This window comes from Methanofollis fontis (genome assembly GCF_004297185.1).
In the GTDB taxonomy this organism is placed as follows: domain Archaea; phylum Halobacteriota; class Methanomicrobia; order Methanomicrobiales; family Methanofollaceae; genus Methanofollis; species Methanofollis fontis.
In genome coordinates, this window is the sequence record NZ_PGCL01000001.1 from 245,027 (window position 1) to 259,545 (window position 14,519).

18 protein-coding genes are annotated in these 14,519 nt (G+C 64.0%); 11 read left to right on the forward strand and 7 right to left on the reverse strand.

Annotation, left to right across the window (positions count from 1 at the left end; translation table 11 throughout):
• Positions 1-24: 24 nt before the first annotated feature.
• Positions 25-1,233, forward strand: a complete 1,209-nt coding sequence (hmgA, locus tag CUJ86_RS01140; RefSeq protein WP_130645730.1) for a hydroxymethylglutaryl-CoA reductase (NADPH) — start codon at positions 25-27, stop codon at positions 1,231-1,233.
• Here the strand turns inward: hmgA and rimI are convergent.
• Positions 1,230-1,694: a ribosomal protein S18-alanine N-acetyltransferase gene (rimI, locus tag CUJ86_RS01145; RefSeq protein WP_130645731.1), complete on the reverse strand. Its 465-nt coding sequence runs from the start codon at positions 1,692-1,694 to the stop codon at positions 1,230-1,232. The two genes, hmgA and rimI, sit on opposite strands and share 4 nt — an antisense overlap.
• 78 nt (positions 1,695-1,772) lie before the next feature.
• Between rimI and CUJ86_RS01150 the strand changes: the two genes are divergently transcribed.
• Positions 1,773-3,044 (forward strand): DUF1015 domain-containing protein, encoded by a 1,272-nt coding sequence (locus tag CUJ86_RS01150; RefSeq protein ID WP_130645732.1) that lies wholly within the window; start codon positions 1,773-1,775, stop codon positions 3,042-3,044.
• Between the two features lie 81 nt (positions 3,045-3,125).
• On the opposite strand, the gene CUJ86_RS01155 is transcribed toward CUJ86_RS01150, so the two are convergent.
• The 3 genes from CUJ86_RS01155 to CUJ86_RS01165 are packed head-to-tail and all read right to left on the reverse strand — an operon-like array spanning position 3,126 to position 6,067.
• Positions 3,126-4,217: a DMT family transporter gene (locus CUJ86_RS01155; RefSeq protein ID WP_130645733.1), complete on the reverse strand. Its 1,092-nt coding sequence runs from the start codon at positions 4,215-4,217 to the stop codon at positions 3,126-3,128.
• A 3-nt stretch (positions 4,218-4,220) separates the two neighbouring features.
• Positions 4,221-4,829 carry an FmdE family protein gene (locus CUJ86_RS01160; protein ID WP_130645734.1) on the reverse strand — a complete coding sequence of 203 codons (609 nt, stop codon included), beginning with the start codon at positions 4,827-4,829 and terminating at the stop codon, positions 4,221-4,223.
• Between the two features lie 53 nt (positions 4,830-4,882).
• The gene (locus CUJ86_RS01165) at positions 4,883-6,067 is read right to left on the reverse strand and encodes an META domain-containing protein (protein ID WP_165394717.1); all 1,185 of its coding nucleotides are present in this window, start codon (positions 6,065-6,067) and stop codon (positions 4,883-4,885) included.
• A 188-nt stretch (positions 6,068-6,255) separates the two neighbouring features.
• Here CUJ86_RS01165 and CUJ86_RS01170 point away from each other — a divergent pair, with 188 nt between their 5' ends.
• The 6 genes from CUJ86_RS01170 to CUJ86_RS01195 are packed head-to-tail and all read left to right on the forward strand — an operon-like array spanning position 6,256 to position 9,879.
• On the forward strand, positions 6,256-6,813 hold the full coding sequence (locus CUJ86_RS01170; RefSeq protein WP_130645736.1) for a hypothetical protein: 558 nt from the start codon (positions 6,256-6,258) through the stop codon (positions 6,811-6,813).
• Complete coding sequence (locus tag CUJ86_RS01175) at positions 6,810-7,859, forward strand: hypothetical protein (protein ID WP_130645737.1); 1,050 nt, start codon at positions 6,810-6,812, stop codon at positions 7,857-7,859. Before CUJ86_RS01170 ends, CUJ86_RS01175 begins: the two co-directional genes overlap by 4 nt.
• Complete coding sequence (locus CUJ86_RS01180; protein WP_130645738.1) at positions 7,853-8,365, forward strand: DUF7288 family protein; 513 nt, start codon at positions 7,853-7,855, stop codon at positions 8,363-8,365. Before CUJ86_RS01175 ends, CUJ86_RS01180 begins: the two co-directional genes overlap by 7 nt.
• Entirely contained in the window at positions 8,353-8,709 is a 357-nt protein-coding gene (locus CUJ86_RS01185; protein ID WP_130645739.1) for a hypothetical protein, read from the forward strand. The genes CUJ86_RS01180 and CUJ86_RS01185 overlap by 13 nt, the downstream gene beginning before the upstream one ends.
• Positions 8,687-9,127 carry a hypothetical protein gene (locus CUJ86_RS01190; RefSeq protein WP_130645740.1) on the forward strand — a complete coding sequence of 147 codons (441 nt, stop codon included), beginning with the start codon at positions 8,687-8,689 and terminating at the stop codon, positions 9,125-9,127. The genes CUJ86_RS01185 and CUJ86_RS01190 overlap by 23 nt, the downstream gene beginning before the upstream one ends.
• A gap of 2 nt (positions 9,128-9,129) precedes the next feature.
• Positions 9,130-9,879 (forward strand): DUF7289 family protein, encoded by a 750-nt coding sequence (locus tag CUJ86_RS01195; protein WP_130645741.1) that lies wholly within the window; start codon positions 9,130-9,132, stop codon positions 9,877-9,879.
• A 355-nt stretch (positions 9,880-10,234) separates the two neighbouring features.
• Here CUJ86_RS01195 and eif1A read toward each other — a convergent pair whose 3' ends face one another.
• A complete protein-coding gene (gene eif1A, locus CUJ86_RS12245) occupies positions 10,235-10,639 on the reverse strand; it encodes a translation initiation factor eIF-1A (protein ID WP_130646197.1) in 405 nt (134 codons plus the stop codon).
• A complete protein-coding gene (locus CUJ86_RS01205) occupies positions 10,623-11,723 on the reverse strand; it encodes a DMT family transporter (protein WP_130645742.1) in 1,101 nt (366 codons plus the stop codon). Before CUJ86_RS01205 ends, eif1A begins: the two co-directional genes overlap by 17 nt.
• Positions 11,724-11,834: 111 nt before the next feature.
• Between CUJ86_RS01205 and CUJ86_RS01210 the strand changes: the two genes are divergently transcribed.
• Positions 11,835-12,296, forward strand: a complete 462-nt coding sequence (locus tag CUJ86_RS01210) for a hypothetical protein (protein ID WP_130645743.1) — start codon at positions 11,835-11,837, stop codon at positions 12,294-12,296.
• The gene (locus CUJ86_RS01215) at positions 12,293-12,832 is read left to right on the forward strand and encodes a hypothetical protein (RefSeq protein ID WP_130645744.1); all 540 of its coding nucleotides are present in this window, start codon (positions 12,293-12,295) and stop codon (positions 12,830-12,832) included. The genes CUJ86_RS01210 and CUJ86_RS01215 overlap by 4 nt, the downstream gene beginning before the upstream one ends.
• A gap of 65 nt (positions 12,833-12,897) precedes the next feature.
• Here the strand turns inward: CUJ86_RS01215 and CUJ86_RS01220 are convergent, their stop codons facing one another.
• Entirely contained in the window at positions 12,898-13,464 is a 567-nt protein-coding gene (locus CUJ86_RS01220; protein WP_130645745.1) for a hypothetical protein, read from the reverse strand.
• A 97-nt stretch (positions 13,465-13,561) separates the two neighbouring features.
• On the opposite strand from CUJ86_RS01220, the gene CUJ86_RS01225 reads away from it, so the two are divergent.
• Positions 13,562-14,494 (forward strand): epoxyqueuosine reductase, encoded by a 933-nt coding sequence (locus tag CUJ86_RS01225; RefSeq protein ID WP_328590922.1) that lies wholly within the window; start codon positions 13,562-13,564, stop codon positions 14,492-14,494.
• The last annotated feature ends 25 nt before the right edge of the window (positions 14,495-14,519 follow it).

The window sequence follows — 14,519 nt, forward strand, 5'->3', positions numbered from 1 at the left end:
CCCGGATCCCCCTATCTAATTGCTATGGAAGATCCTCTCGCAAGGCTAAAAAATGGAACCCTCAAACTCTATGCCCTCGAAAGCGAATTTCCACCCGTCGAGGCCGTGCGGGTCAGGCGGAACTACGTTGAGGCGGAGAGCGGCGCCGACCTCGCCGCCCTCGGATCCTTCTCGATCGGGATCGACCGCGTGGTGAAGCGGAACATCGAGAACATGATCGGCGCCGTCCAGATACCGGTCGGCGTCGCCGGGCCGATCCGGGTGAACGGCGCCCATGCGTCGGGCACCTACTGGCTCCCGCTCGCCACCACCGAGGGGGCGCTCGTGGCCTCGGCCAACCGCGGCGCATCGGCGATCACGCGGGCCGGCGGGGCCGAGGTGCGGATCACCGGCGAGGGGATGACCCGCGCCCCCATCTTTGCCGCCCGGGACATCGTGCACGCCGCCGAGATCGTCGACTGGGCCCGCACGCACCATGCGGAGTGCGCCGCCGCCGCCGAGCGCACCACCTCGCGCGGCAGGCTCCTCTCGGTCACCCCCTATATCGTGGGCACGAACGTCTTCCTCCGCTGCGCCTACGACACCAAGGACGCCATGGGTATGAACATGGCCACCATCGCCACCGCCGAGATCGCCAACCTGGTCGAGCGGGAGACGGGTGCGCGGCTCATCGCCCTCTCCGGCAACATGTGCACCGACAAAAAACCGGCGGCGATCAATATGATCGAGGGGCGGGGCAGGAGTGTCGTGGCCGGCATCCGCCTCACCAATGAGCAGATCGCCTCTATCCTGAAGACCGATGCCAGAAGCCTGGTTGAGGTGAACACCAGGAAGAACCTGATCGGGTCGGCCCGGGCGGGCTCGCTCGGTTTCAACGCCCATGCAGCCAATATCGTGGCCGCACTCTACCTCGCCTGCGGGCAGGACCCCGCCCATGTGGTCGAGGGGAGCACCTGCATCACCACCGTCGAGGAGACGGAGGACGGGGCCTATATCGCCGTCACCCTCCCGGCCGTGCAGGTCGGCACCGTCGGCGGCGGGACCGGGATCGACACGCAGGCGGCCTGCCTCTCCCTCCTGGGAGTCGCTGGCGGCGGGACGCCTGAAGGGGCCAATGCACGGGCGTTCGCCGAGATCGTCGGTGCGGCAGTGCTCGCCGGGGAGCTCTCCCTCCTGGGGGCGCTGGCCGCCAACCACCTCGCCCGCGCCCACCAGCAGCTGGGGCGGGGTTAGAACCGGAACCACTTCATCATCATGATGGCGTCCTCGCCGTTGGAGTAGTAGCCGCCAATCGTGAAGACCGGGCTGTAGCCGAGCCGCCGGTAAAATGACTGCGCAGCGGTGTTGGAGATGCGCACCTCGAGCTGCACCCCGCCGGCCAGGCGGAGGGCGAACTGGTGCTCGGCCCGCCGCACCAGGCTGCGCCCGATGCCCCGGTGACGGTAGCGTTCGGTGACGGCGAAGTTGCAGATGTGGCCGTAGACCTCCTCCCCGGTATCCTCCAGCCCGCCAACGATGAAACCCGCGATGTCGCCGTTCACCGCCACCACAAAAAAACAGTCGGCCCAGCATTCAAGGGCCTGCGAGAAGGCCTCCTCCTCCCAGGGATCGATAAAGCACTCCCGCTCGATTGACACAATTGCCGGCAGATCCGCAGCCGCCGCCCGCCTGAGGAACACCCCTGGCCCAGACATCACCCAGTATTCTCCCCTCGAAAAGAGATAATATATCGGTCGGGAGCCAACTACTACCCGCTTGAAGGTGCGGATTCCATGGTGAAGATATACCGATTTTCCGGACTGCGGCCCGGGCGCCAGGACGCCCCAAAAATTGCCGCAGTGCCCTATGACGTAGTGACGGCCGACGAGGCAGCTGAGATCATCGAGAACAATCCGCTCTCATTCCTGAAGGTGAGCCGGACTGACGCCGTGCTCCGGGATATCCCCTCCGATGACGAGCGGATCTATACGGCGGCCCGGGACGCCTTCAGAGAGATGGAGGAGGAAGGCTCCCTGAAACGGGATGAAAGCCCCTCGCTCTATCTCTACCGCGTGAAGCAGGGCGGCAGCCTCTACCTCGGTCTTGTCGCCTGCATGGACGTCGACGATTATGTCAGCGACGTGATCAAGAAGCACGAGCACACCCGCTACGACAAGGAGCGGGACCGGACGCGGCATATCGCCGCCACCAATGCCAACACCGGGCTCGTGGTGATCCTCTACCCGGACGAGGGCGACATCTTCGGCTACATCGAGTCGATCCTCCCGGAGGGCGAGCCCGAGGCGGTGGTCAAGACCGAACAGGGCAACGTGCATGAACTCTTCAGGATCACCGACACCGTGCGCCTCGCCCATATCGAGGACCTCTTCTCCCGGGTGCCGGCCTCCTATATCGCCGACGGCCACCACCGGGCGAAGTCGGCCGTGCTCGTCGCCGAGGAGCGCCGGAAAAACGGCACCTATACCCCCGAAGACGGACGCTTCATGGCGATCCTCTTCGCCCACAACCGCGTGCGGATTCACGGCTACTCCCGCCTGGTCACCGATCTCGGCGACTACACCCCTGAGTCCTTCCTCGCCGCCCTGCAGGAGCGCTTCGAAGTCCGCCCCTACGGCGAGATCGACGACACCGTCTTCAGGGTGCCGCCCCTGCGGGATGCGGCCGGGGTGCACGTCTTCCACATGTACCTTGGCGGGGCCTGGTACGAGTGCACCTGCCCGGTCGAAAACCCGGACGACCTGATCGGTTCCCTGGATGTTTCAGTCCTCCAGAAACAGGTGCTCGAGGGGATGCTCGGGATCACCGACCCCCGCGGCGACCCCCGCCTCCAGTACCTCGGCGGCGCCCGACCGCTGGCCGATCTGGAGGAGCGGGTGGACTCCGGTGAGTTCATCGTCGCCTTCTCGATGCAGCCCGTCTCGGTCGGCACCGTAATGGAGATCGCCGACGACGGCATGGTGATGCCCCCGAAGTCCACCTGGTTCGAGCCCAAACTTCTCTCCGGCCTGGTGATCCACACCCTGGGCGAGGGAGAGCAGAAATAATTCTATTTTTCGGTCAGTTTACGTTCTTTTTTTGAGCCCTGAATAGTGTCCCGGCCCCGATTAAGCCAGGGCTGCCTCTCCTCAGTGCCGGTGCCGGTGGTGGATATCGGGCATATGGGGGTGGTCGTGGCTGACCTGCGCATGCAGATGCGTGTGTGAGTGATAGCCGCTCCTGTCGGTCGGGGGAGTGCCGGGCGGGTGCCCGTGATCATGGTGAAGGTCGTCGTGGCAGTGGCGGTGCTCATGCTCCCCGCCAGGATGGTGATGCAGATGGGTGTGCCGTTCGGTGAGGAGCAGACCGAGTCCAACGAGCATGAGGAGGAGGGCAACGCCGAAGATAGGCTCCGGCACCCCATGGAAGATCAGGAGCGAGAAGAGCACACCGAATACCGGGTTCATGCCGAAGACCGAACCGGTGCGGGCGGCGCCGAGACCGCGGAGGGCCCGGAAATACAGCAGGTTTGGAACGCCGTACATGACCATGCCCAGGGCAAGGGCGGCGAGGGCGATCGAAGGGGCGGGCGCCCCCTCTCCCGCCACCAGGGCGATGAGGATCATGGCGGCGCCGGCCACCGTACACTTCACCGCCGTCAGGCGGACAGGGTCACCGGCATCGATCTGGCGGTTGAAGCAGGCCTCAGAGCCCCAGAAGATGCAGGCGATCAGCACGCCGAAGGCACCCATGGAGAGCCCCAGGCCATCTTCGGGCCTGACGGTGAGGAGGAGGCAGGCGGCGGTGATGAGGGCGATCGCCCCCCAGACACGCCTGCCGATCGGTTCGCCGAAGACCGATGCGGCAAGGAGGGTGGTCACCACCGCCTCGAAGCTGAGCAGGAGGGAGGCGGTGGCGGCCGGCACATGCTCCAGGCTCATGAGCAGGATGATGGTGGAGAGGGCCGATCCGACCAGGGCGGAGAGGAGGAGCCAGGGGACATCCGAACGCCGGATGGGCGCTTCGATGGCGTTTCGCTCCCGTCCGGGCAGACTGAGGATAAATCCGAGGAGACCGGCCCCCAGGTAGAGCAGGGCGCCGAGCGTGATCGGGCCGATCGAATCGAGCAGCACCTTAGAGAGCGGGGTGCCGGCCCCGAAGAACAGGGCAGCGATGAGGGCGAAGGCAACCGGAACAGCACACCGGGAGTCCAGATGTGGAAAAAAAGGAAAAAACACCACCCTCTACCAGCCGCGGGTGTACTCACCGGCACAGGGGATGCAGACGATCCGTCCGTCCTTCACCCGCGCCCGCGACTCGGCGACGCCTTCGCCGCAGACAGCGCAGATATGCGTCCTGAACAGCCGCGCCCGTTCGGGGACGACCGGTTCGACCTTACGGATGATGAAGACCTCGTCCTCCGGGCGGGTGAGGATCGCCTGGCAGATGGCGTCGAGGCGGCGGTGCAAGTCCTCTTCCTCATCAGGGGTGGCGCTCCCCTCCCACACCCGCGCCCTGAGGGGGAGGAAGGCGGGATCGAGTTCTTCAATCGAGAACCCGGGGCGGACCACGATCCGCACCGCCGTTCCGGCCGTACGGTTGACGAGCGTCCAGGCGTTCTTGCCGAAGTCCCGGAGGATCAGGTTCCCCTTGCCGATGGTGCACCCGGTGAGCACCTGGAAGGCGTCCAGGCCACAGGCATCGTTCTCGGCAATCACCACGAGCTCCTCGTCCGGGGCGCGGCCCGCACCGGTCCTCTCCAGGGCGATCTGGGCTGCACGGTAACCGAAGGTCACCCCGGGACAGAGGTGGCCGTGGAAACGGATCACATCATCATAGGTGGGCATCTGCATGGGAGAGAGTACAACCTCCGAGGAAAAAAGTGTTATGAGGGAAAGACCCCCCATCAGGCAGCGGCAAACTCCAGAAGCGTCGTCCCCGGGGTGTCGGTGAGAACGAGGGCGGCGCCCTCGATCCGGTAGCCCCCCGCCGCCCCGAGATGCGCCAGCACGGTGTCCTCCTGCTCCTGCACCCCGGCGGGTTCGGCGCAGAACATCGCCGTCACGGCGAGCGGCCCGATCTCGATCATGCTGCCCTCCGCCCGGTAGGGGCCGCTGTAGAGGTTGCACCCCGCAGACCCACCGATCTCCCCGTCATCACCGAATACCGCCGTCACATTGGTCCCGTCGATCGGGGCGACCAGCTCACCGGCGGCGCTGCGATAGGCCGTCAGGGTCCAGGACGTCCCGCTCAGGGGAACGGCAGGAATCACCCGGTACTCCAGCAGGGTCCGGCCGGCACCGTCGGAGAGCGCCAGCACGTCACCGGTGATCGCATAGGCCGAAACCTCCGGGAGGAGACCGAGATAGGCCGTCTCCTGATCCATCACGCCTGCAGGATCGGCGCACGCCATCCGGGTCGTTCCCACCGGCCCGATGCGGAGGCTGCCGGCGTCCGCCTCATAGGAGGCGAAGTAGTCGTTGCAGCCTGCACTCCCGCTCATCTGCCCGCCGCTCTCAAAGACGGCGGTGATCTCCGTTCCGGCCAGCAACGAGAGCATGCCGCCCTTTTCGTCGTTGTAGGCGGAGAGGGTCCAGGCCGTGCCGCGCAGCGGCGCCGGCACAACCCCGGTGAAGGTCAGTATGGTGCGGCCCGAGGCGTCCGTCACCTCAAGACGACCGTCATCGGCGGTATAGCCGGCGGCACTTCCGAGCAGGGCCAGATATGCCGCCTCCTGCTCCATCACCCCGGCCGGATCGGCACAGAACCGCTCGGTGGAGGCGATCGGACCGATCGAGAGCGAACTCTCACCCGCCTCATAGGAGGCAAAATAGTTGTTGCAGCCCGCACTTCCGCTGACCTGACCGTCCTCCCCGAAGGCGGCGCGTATGGCGGTGCCGGCGATGGGGGAGGACATGCCGCCGCTCCCGTCCGCATAGAGCACAAGATCCCAGGTCGTCCCGGTCAGGGGCACTCCCGTCGCCGGCGTCGTGGTCGGTGTTCCGTCCCCCCCGCCGCCGCTGCTGCACCCCCCGGCAAAGATCGAACAGACCAGGAGAAGGGCCACGGCCCCATATGCCTTCAGATTCATGGGGGGGAGTAGTATCAGGGGGCAATACATCTTTCCCCGGACCGGAACGGCGCCAGAACGAACCACGCCCCCGCCCCCATCGGTGAAATTCCAACAGAAAATCACCCAAACGCGAATATAACAATGATTACCCAACAAAGGATATTCGAATACTATAAATACCTGACCCCCTAAAGAGGTGATCGAATATGAAACCCGCCCCCCTCCCCCTTCTCCTGAGCCTGGGCATCCTGCTCCTCGTCACCATGACCGGCGGCTGCACCTCAGAGCCCGGCGCCCCTGCCGCCCCCTCCGGCGCCGGCATCGAGGACATCACGCAGGAAGCGCCCGATGAGGCGATCGACCTCGCCGAAGCCCTCGCCGAACTGGATATGCTGGCGGCCGAAGGGATGGAGAACATCACGGACATGACGATCCACACCATCACCGGCACCGGGGTCACCGCCGACGGGACGGCCCCCACCTGGATCATGGGCGTCCGGAAAGAGGGAGAGACCCACATGCTCGTCTATTCCGGAAACGGATGGTCAGGAGTGGCATGGACCGCACCCCTCCCCGAGGGAGAGATCGATCCCGAGACCGTCCTGATGCCCGCCGATCTCTACAGGATACAGAAGGAGGAGATCGGCGGCCTGGGGGAGACCACCGACCTCACCCTGGAGGAGGGAGTGTATACGGTCAGGGGGCATGCCACCCGCCCCGGCACCCTCAGGTTCGACGCCCTCACCGGCGAGGTGCTGCAATGAACCGGCAGGACGATGACGCCATTACAGCCATCGATTTTCTTGCCGGATTCACGATATTCATGCTCGGACTGATCATGGCGGTCGGCATGGTCCCCGGCATGCTGGCCGGCCTCCAGAGCGCCACCATCGATTATGACGGCGTGGCCTACCGCACCTCGGTGATCCTGGTCGAGGATCCGGGCTGGTGGTACGACGACGCCACCCTGCGGGCCGACACCCACTGGGAGGGGGAGACGACGGCGATGGTGCGGGTGCAGCGGATGGGGCTTGCCCTCTCAAAGGACACCCCCTGCATCCTCTCAGACGACAAGGTCCGGATCTTCTTCAACCAGACCGGGCTGTATACGTATCCGGACGACTACCGGGAGCGGGTGTTCTTCTCAGATATCCCCTACCTCTTCAACATCAGCCTGAAGACGGCGGGGGGCACCTCCTATTCGGTCGGCGAGGGGGTGCCGGCCGGCGAGTACGGCTATATCAGGCGGGCGGTGCAGGTGAAGGGGGACACCTCGGCGACGCTGGACTTCGCCGATGCAGCGGTGCAGACCGATTACACCTCTTCGCCTCCCGGCGCCGTCTCCCGCTTCAATGTCAGCCTGAACTTCACCGAACTGCTGGACGAGAGGGAGGCCTACCGCATCGATCCCTTCGGCGAGCAGATCACCATCACCCTCGAGAACCTGAACGAAACGCGCTTCAACGGAGCAGCAAATGCCCGCCTGACGAGTGTCACCCTCTGGAAGAGGACCGAGACCGGCGCCTCCCAGGTGCCGCCTGCCCTCCCGGACAGCCGCTCGACCCTGTATGTTGATGGTTTGGGGGCCACGACACCCACCGATATCACCCGGAACCTGACGCTTGTTCTCGATCCCGGCTTTTTCCAGGGCAAGGCGGCGGAAACGAATACGATGGAGGTGCGGTTCCTGTTCACGAACGCTCCGAACGTCAATACCACGCTTGCCCGGACCTTCGCCTACTCACCGACCGACGGCAACCTCACCGCACCCCCGCTCGAAGACGCATGGCTGGAGGTGGCGGTATGGTAGACGATTCGGCGCAGCTCTATACGATGGAGGGGATCGCGGCGGCGTTCGTGATCCTGGCGACGATCTATCTCGTGGCCGGGACGACGAGCGTCTACACCCCCGGCGACTCCCATATCACCGACATGCAGCTCGAGGTGCTCGGCAACGACGCCCTGCGGGTGATGGACACGCCGAACACCGAAGGCGCCGACAGCGACCTTGCGGCCGATATCGCCGCCTGGGACAACGCAGCGTTTTCCAGCACCTTCGGGTCGCTGCTGAACGAGCGGACCTCGGGGAGCGACGACACTCTCCAGTTCTCAGCCCAGGTCTCCTACCGCGACGATGATGATACAGGGGATGTGATGACAGCGACCCTTGTGGATAACGCAGAGCAGACCGGGTACGAGCAGGCGGTGCGGGTGACGCGGCTCGTGGATATCGCCGCACGACCCGGTGGCGCTCCGGCGACGATGGACGACCGGCAGCAGGTGGTGCTCGTGGAGGTGCTGATATGGCGAGGATGACGGACGAGGGGCAGTGGATCGTGATGATGGGCTTTCTGGTGGCGGTCGGCATTTTCTTCCTGGCCCTGGTGATCAACCAGGCCACCCTGGTGGGGCAGACAACGGCCGAGGGCGTGCTGGAATTCCCGAAGAACGACATCCGGGACTTCAGGAGCGAGGTGTTCACCCTGGCCGAGAACGGGACGGGCGGTGACGCAGACCTCAGGGCGGACATCATCGCCCTCGAAGAGGTCAGAAAGAACGCCATCGTGAATTATACGGTGGATTCAACGGGGAACTACGATATCGTGACCTTCCACTTCAACAACGGAGTGACGGAGTATGACGAGACGGTCTATTACTGATGACGAGGGGGTGAGCAACCTCCTCCAGTATGTGTACATCAGCGGCGTGCTGATCGTCCTCCTGGTCATCACGATGTTCGCCGTGAACGCCGCATTCATGGAGGGACCGGCGAACAAGCTGAAGTACCACGCCTATGTGGATATCGGCAACGGCCTCTCCACCCGGATCGTGGACGTCTATATGATCGCTCCCGACAACGGCACGATCGCCACCGAGTTCGATATCCCGGACGACGTTGCCGAGCAGGACTATATGGTGGAGCTGGACGGGAGCGGCGGCGACCAGGTGGTGGCGATCTACCGGGACGACATCAGGAGCAGCATCTCGATCGCCGGGATCGGGGTGACGATGGGCGTCACCGGCAACACCACCAGCGGGGGGATCAACCGGATCGTCTATAATTCGAGCGGGGTGTGAACATGGCAGGTTTGAACACACGACAGGACGAGGGCGTCTCAGAGGCGATCGGGTTCATCATCATCTTCGGACTGGTGATCACCGGCATCGGCCTCATCACCCTCTACGGATACCCGATGCTGACGCAGCAGCAGAGCAACGCCGACGTGCGCAACATGGAGCAGACCATGGTGGTGCTCCAGAACGACATCAAGAGCCTCTGCTACAAGAACGTCCCCTATAAGGAGACCGCCCTGCAGGTGAGCGGCGGGTCGCTCATGGCGGAGAACTCGAGCGAGACGGTGCAGAACTTCACCATCTCCGGAAACACCATCAACAAGGTCTTCAGTCCGGGCATGCTCTTATACGACTCAGACAGCCAGGACGCCACCATCGCCCTCGAAAACGGAGGGGTGATCCGGGCGCAGAGCAGCGGGTCGACGATGCTGGCCGAACCGCGGTGGTACCTCGACGATGCGAGCAGCACGATGGTGATCAACCTGATCAACCTGACCACCAGCGGGACGATCGCACGGAGCGGGATGGGGAGCGTGCGGATGAAGCTCGCCGGCACCGAGACCGAAATCGACGACTCCGGCGGCATAAACGTCACGGTCACCTACACCCCCGATGCAACGGCGAACTTCTCAAAGGCATGGGAGAACTACCTCACCGGCAGCCTCGGGATGAACAAGATAGCGCCGAACACCTACCAGATCACGACCGACAACCTGATCGTCAAGACCTATGAGGTGCAGGTGCTCTCGGTCTAGACCCGAATCTCTTTTTTACAGACGTTTGACGAAGACCACAGTTTTTCGAGGGTGACGGCAGTCTTCAATTCGCCGTCCACCCTCAACAATAGGGGGCGGAACAGTCCTGTGTGGAGAGCAGGGGCGGGTCCGGGAGAGGTCTCCCCTCCCGGCGGGGACCGTCCAATCCCGGATATCACCGGACCGGGGGTCCCACCCCCTGAAGTCCCCGTCCGATGTGACAGGGTCAGTCTTCAAGAACGTTCTGAAAAGTTAACGAATCATTTTCAGGAGGTGAGCACACCCATCCGTCGGCGAACAATCCCTCCCCGGCGATCAGAGGGCCAATCTCACGGAAAAAGACGGCAAAAAAGATTTACAGATAATTCCGGCTGCGCAGCCAGTCCACCTGCGGCCGGGTATACCGATAGATGATATCGCACTTGTCGTCCTGGAAGTCCCAGGGCACGACGATGAGCACGTCCCCTTCCCGGATCCAGACACGCTTTTTGATCTTGCCCTTGATCCGCCCGATTCTGGTCACGCCGTCAAAGCACCTGACCCTGATATGGTTGGCGCCGAGCATCAGCTCCGCACTGGCAAACATCTCGCGGTTGCGCTTGTTCGGCAGCCTTACACGGATTATCTCTCCATCTGGCCCTTTATCATCATTTTTTCTAAAATTTGACAGGCAATCAACTCCACACTCTGGGGTATCCTTCTGCACCCTTTTCTGCTGAGAGAATATAAGCGTATGCCCGCCCTCACCGCCCGGGCTCATGGGGGTGGCGGTGGTGGATATCAGGCACATGGGGATGGTCATGGAAGACCTCCTCATGGGCGTGGGGATGGGAATGGAAGCCGTTCCGGCCGACCAGTGGGGTGCCCAGGGGATGGGGGTGAGCGTCGTGGTGGAGGTCGTCATGGCGGTGCCGGTGCTCGTGGACGATCTGCAGGTGGCGGTGGGGATGGCCATGCCGTTCGGTGACCAGCAGATAGGCGCCGGCGGCCATCACCGGGAGGGCGAGATAGAACGCCGGGTCAGGGGGGGCGGCGAAGAGGGCGAAGGAGACGGCCACACCAAAGAAGGGGGCGATCGCCAGGATCGAACCGGTGCGGGCGGTGCCGACGTCCCTGAGGGAGAGGAGGAAGAGGATGCTCGTGAGTCCGCCGTAACTCGTGAAGCCGACGGTCATCGCCGCCAGGGTGAGGGAGGGGGCGGGTAGGGGCTCGGCCAGGAGGAGGGCCACGAATAGCGAGAGGGCGCCGGCGCAAAGGCCCTTGATCATCACGGTCACCACGGGATCGCGGGCCGAGACGTTCCGGCTCACATTGTTGTCCAGCCCCCAGAAAGTGCAGGCGAGCAGGATACCCAGGGCGCCGATCGAGATGCCGCCGAATCCGCCGGTCCCCCAGGAGAGCAGGAGGCAGGACCCGGTGATCAGCCCGAGGGCCGTCCAGGTTCTCCGCCCCACCGCCTCGCCAAAGATGAGGGCGGCAAGGACCGCCGTCGCCACCGCCTCGAAGTTGAGCAGCAGGGCAGCGGTGGCGGCGGGCGTCGACTCCAGGGCGAACATCAGGGTGAGGGGGGCGAGAAAGCCGCCGAAGAGGACGACGCCGGCAACCCACGGCAGGTCGGCAGGGCGGAGGGAGGCCTCGGCATGGGCCCGCCGCCTCCCTGCCATTCGTCCCATGATGAGGTAGAGGAGGAGGCCGAAGCCGCTGCCCACATAGAAGAGACCGGCCAGCGCCGCCGGGCCGATGCCACTCTCGCCAAGGAAGAGTTTGGCGACCGGTGCCCCGATGCCGAAGAGCACCGCTGCTCCGAGGGCATTGAGATAGCGGGCGGTCTCTGGCAGGGGCATGGACGGGTTTCCTTGATGGGATTGGGGCCAGGGATCGATATAAGTGGCGCACCGCCCTGGATGCAGGGATCGATACACCTATGCGAGATAACCGTCGTTTATCTCACCAGGATGAACAGCAAGGCAGGCCTGGTCGGCGGAAGAGAGGGCATCAGGGAAAGTGCGTACAAAACGGGCAGAAGCGTGCTCCAGACCCTCCCCTGGATCGTCGGGCTGCTGATGCTCGTCAGCCTGCTCGTCGCCGCCATACCGGACGAAGCATATGCGGCTGTCTTCACCGGCAACCCCCTCATCGACTCCTGCACCGGCGCTTTCTTCGGGAGCATCGCCGCCGGCAACCCGGTCACCAGCTATGTGATCGGCGGCGAGCTCCTTGAGGCCGGCATATCCCTGGCGGCCGTGACCGCATTTCTGATCACCTGGGTGACCGTCGGCATCGTCTCTCTCCCGGCCGAGATGCAGATCCTGGGACGCCGCTTCGCCCTGGTCCGCAACCTCAGCGGCTTCCTCTTCTCGATCGCCATCGCCGTCTGCGTGGTGCTCACCCTCTCGGTCGTCGGGGGCGGGACATGAAGAAACAGCCCGGTAAGCAGAAAAAATCCGGGTTCCTGGCCCCCTATCTCTTCCTCCTGTGCGTGGTCCTCGCCTACGCCGGGGTGTTCATCGTCGAACCGGCACTCTTTTCCCGGTCGGTCGAGGGATTTCTCACCATCTTCAGGAACGTCCTGCCGGTGCTGGTCTTTGTCTTCGCCCTCATGTTCGCCGTCAACCTGCTGATCAGACCGGGACAGGTGGCACGACACCTCGGGCAGGAGGCAGGTCTCCGGGGCTGGGTCTTTGCCATCGTCGTCGGGGTGCTGGCGACCGGGCCCATCTACCTCTGGTACACCCTCCTCGCCGACCTGCAGGAGAAAGGGATGCGGCGGGCATTCACCGGCGCCTTTCTCTATGCCCGTTCAATCAAACTCCCCCTCATCCCCCTGATGATCTACTATTTCGGGGGGTTGTATACGGCGGTGCTGACCGCCTACCTGATCCTCTTCTCGGTCGTCAGCGGACTGGTCTGCGAGCGGTTCGGGAGACGCCCGGAACAGGATGAGGTGCCATAAATGCGATCCAGGTCGGATTCGGCGAGAAGCAAGGGCTGAGGCAGAAAAAAAGGAGTTTGGGGGTTTCAGAGCGGGACCGTCCCCATCACCGAGGCGAGATCCTGTGCAAGGGCCTTTGCCTCTGCGGCGGATCCGCCCGAACCGATGCCGCCGGGTGTCTCGTAGTCGATAACGGTAACAGCGTTCGCCTTCACGACACCGACCTCCGAGAGTGTCCGTTCAGTCCAGGCATACCCTGCGTCGCCTGCATCGACGCTGACGATCTTGAAACCGGTGTAGGCGTTTTTCGCCTGCTCAAAGGCCTCCATGGCCGCTGCCGGTGTCAGGTACACCGATGCCCGGATGGTGACGGTGTCGCCGTTCTCATTTGTAAGCACTGCCGTCACCGAGGTCTGGTCATGGGTAATCTCGGACATCTCCCATGCCCCGGCGATCTGCCGGATCTGCTCCTCGATCGCTTCGAGCTGCTCACTGTTCTGAACTGAAGCGTCAGCTGCAGCGGCGACGCCTTCCTGTGCGTTGCCGCCTGCACCCAATGCGGCATCGCCGCCCTTTGAGGTGCAGCCCGCACAGAGCCCGCATCCGATCAGGCAAATGCATGCGAGAACAACCGTGATCCTGCGTGAGTTCATCACACTCCATGGGATCCCGGATTATTTAGGGAAGGTGATCCGGCCCGGACAGATAAGGGCACATTCACATCTTTGCGAGGAAAATCCCGCATAAAGGATGCTCTACCGGATCACCGAGGCGGCCGGGATCGACGAGATGACCGGCAGGGGCCACGAGATCATCTCCTTGTTACCGGATCTGAGGGGCCGAACGATTCATACGCCGGGGCGGACACCATCTATGATGCCCGGCGATCACCACACCCTGAAGTCGGCCCTCCTGGAACGCTGCCGCTCGATGGATATCCCGCTGGTCGGGGTGGCGGATGTGCGGCGGTGGGAGGATCCGCCCTTCCAGCCCTGGATGCACACCGATTTTTTCCCGCACGCCATCTTTTCAGAGGCCCGCTCGGTGGTGGTGATCGGACTTCCCGTCCACCTGCCGGCGATCGAGACCACACCCTCCATCTGGTACCGAGAGACCTATCGCACCCTGAACACCCTCCTCGACCAGTACACCTATCGGATCGCCGAATTCCTGAACGCGGAGGGGCACCCCTCGGTGTTCGTGCCGCGGGACGGGTATACCGGGATCGACGTCCTCCTGGAAAATCCGGTGGCGTTTTTCTCCCACCGGCACGCCGCCTATCTGGCCGGTCTCGGCACCTTCGGGGTGAACAACATGCTGCTGACCCCCGACTTCGGGCCGCGAGTGCGCTTCGGATCGGTGCTGACCGCCGCAGAACTCCCCCCTGACCCCGTGATGGAGGGGAACCTCTGCACCCGCTGCATGGCCTGTGTGCGGATGTGCCCGGCCCGGGCCCTGGGCGGGGAGGACTATCCGGCGGGTCTGACCGACAAACACGCCTGCGCCGAGAACAGCGCCGCGCTCGAACGGCGCCGCCTCGCTCCATGCGGCATCTGCGCGAAGGTCTGCCCGATCGGGAGGGATCGGGACCTCTATAGCAGACGAAATATCGGCGTCTACGCCGATCCCCCGGAGAACCTCAGGCGGGCATGGGGACATGTGCGATCCTACGGCACGAAATAGGCCCGGAGGAGGGCGGCGCAATCAC

Excerpts from the sequence above, each read along its gene's own strand:
- hmgA (WP_130645730.1), top strand. The coding sequence starts at position 25 with ATGGAAGATCCTCTCGCAAGGCTAAAAAATGGAACCCTCAAACTCTAT.
- rimI (WP_130645731.1), bottom strand. The coding sequence starts at position 1,694 with ATGTCTGGGCCAGGGGTGTTCCTCAGGCGGGCGGCGGCTGCGGATCTG.
- CUJ86_RS01150 (WP_130645732.1), top strand. The coding sequence starts at position 1,773 with ATGGTGAAGATATACCGATTTTCCGGACTGCGGCCCGGGCGCCAGGAC.
- CUJ86_RS01160 (WP_130645734.1), bottom strand. The coding sequence starts at position 4,829 with ATGCAGATGCCCACCTATGATGATGTGATCCGTTTCCACGGCCACCTC.
- CUJ86_RS01165 (WP_165394717.1), bottom strand. The coding sequence starts at position 6,067 with ATGAATCTGAAGGCATATGGGGCCGTGGCCCTTCTCCTGGTCTGTTCG.
- CUJ86_RS01170 (WP_130645736.1), top strand. The coding sequence starts at position 6,256 with ATGAAACCCGCCCCCCTCCCCCTTCTCCTGAGCCTGGGCATCCTGCTC.
- CUJ86_RS01175 (WP_130645737.1), top strand. The coding sequence starts at position 6,810 with ATGAACCGGCAGGACGATGACGCCATTACAGCCATCGATTTTCTTGCC.
- CUJ86_RS01180 (WP_130645738.1), top strand. The coding sequence starts at position 7,853 with ATGGTAGACGATTCGGCGCAGCTCTATACGATGGAGGGGATCGCGGCG.
- CUJ86_RS01185 (WP_130645739.1), top strand. The coding sequence starts at position 8,353 with ATGGCGAGGATGACGGACGAGGGGCAGTGGATCGTGATGATGGGCTTT.
- CUJ86_RS01190 (WP_130645740.1), top strand. The coding sequence starts at position 8,687 with ATGACGAGACGGTCTATTACTGATGACGAGGGGGTGAGCAACCTCCTC.
- CUJ86_RS01195 (WP_130645741.1), top strand. The coding sequence starts at position 9,130 with ATGGCAGGTTTGAACACACGACAGGACGAGGGCGTCTCAGAGGCGATC.
- eif1A (WP_130646197.1), bottom strand. The coding sequence starts at position 10,639 with ATGAGCCCGGGCGGTGAGGGCGGGCATACGCTTATATTCTCTCAGCAG.
- CUJ86_RS01205 (WP_130645742.1), bottom strand. The coding sequence starts at position 11,723 with ATGCCCCTGCCAGAGACCGCCCGCTATCTCAATGCCCTCGGAGCAGCG.
- CUJ86_RS01210 (WP_130645743.1), top strand. The coding sequence starts at position 11,835 with ATGAACAGCAAGGCAGGCCTGGTCGGCGGAAGAGAGGGCATCAGGGAA.
- CUJ86_RS01215 (WP_130645744.1), top strand. The coding sequence starts at position 12,293 with ATGAAGAAACAGCCCGGTAAGCAGAAAAAATCCGGGTTCCTGGCCCCC.
- CUJ86_RS01220 (WP_130645745.1), bottom strand. The coding sequence starts at position 13,464 with ATGAACTCACGCAGGATCACGGTTGTTCTCGCATGCATTTGCCTGATC.
- CUJ86_RS01225 (WP_328590922.1), top strand. The coding sequence starts at position 13,562 with ATGCTCTACCGGATCACCGAGGCGGCCGGGATCGACGAGATGACCGGC.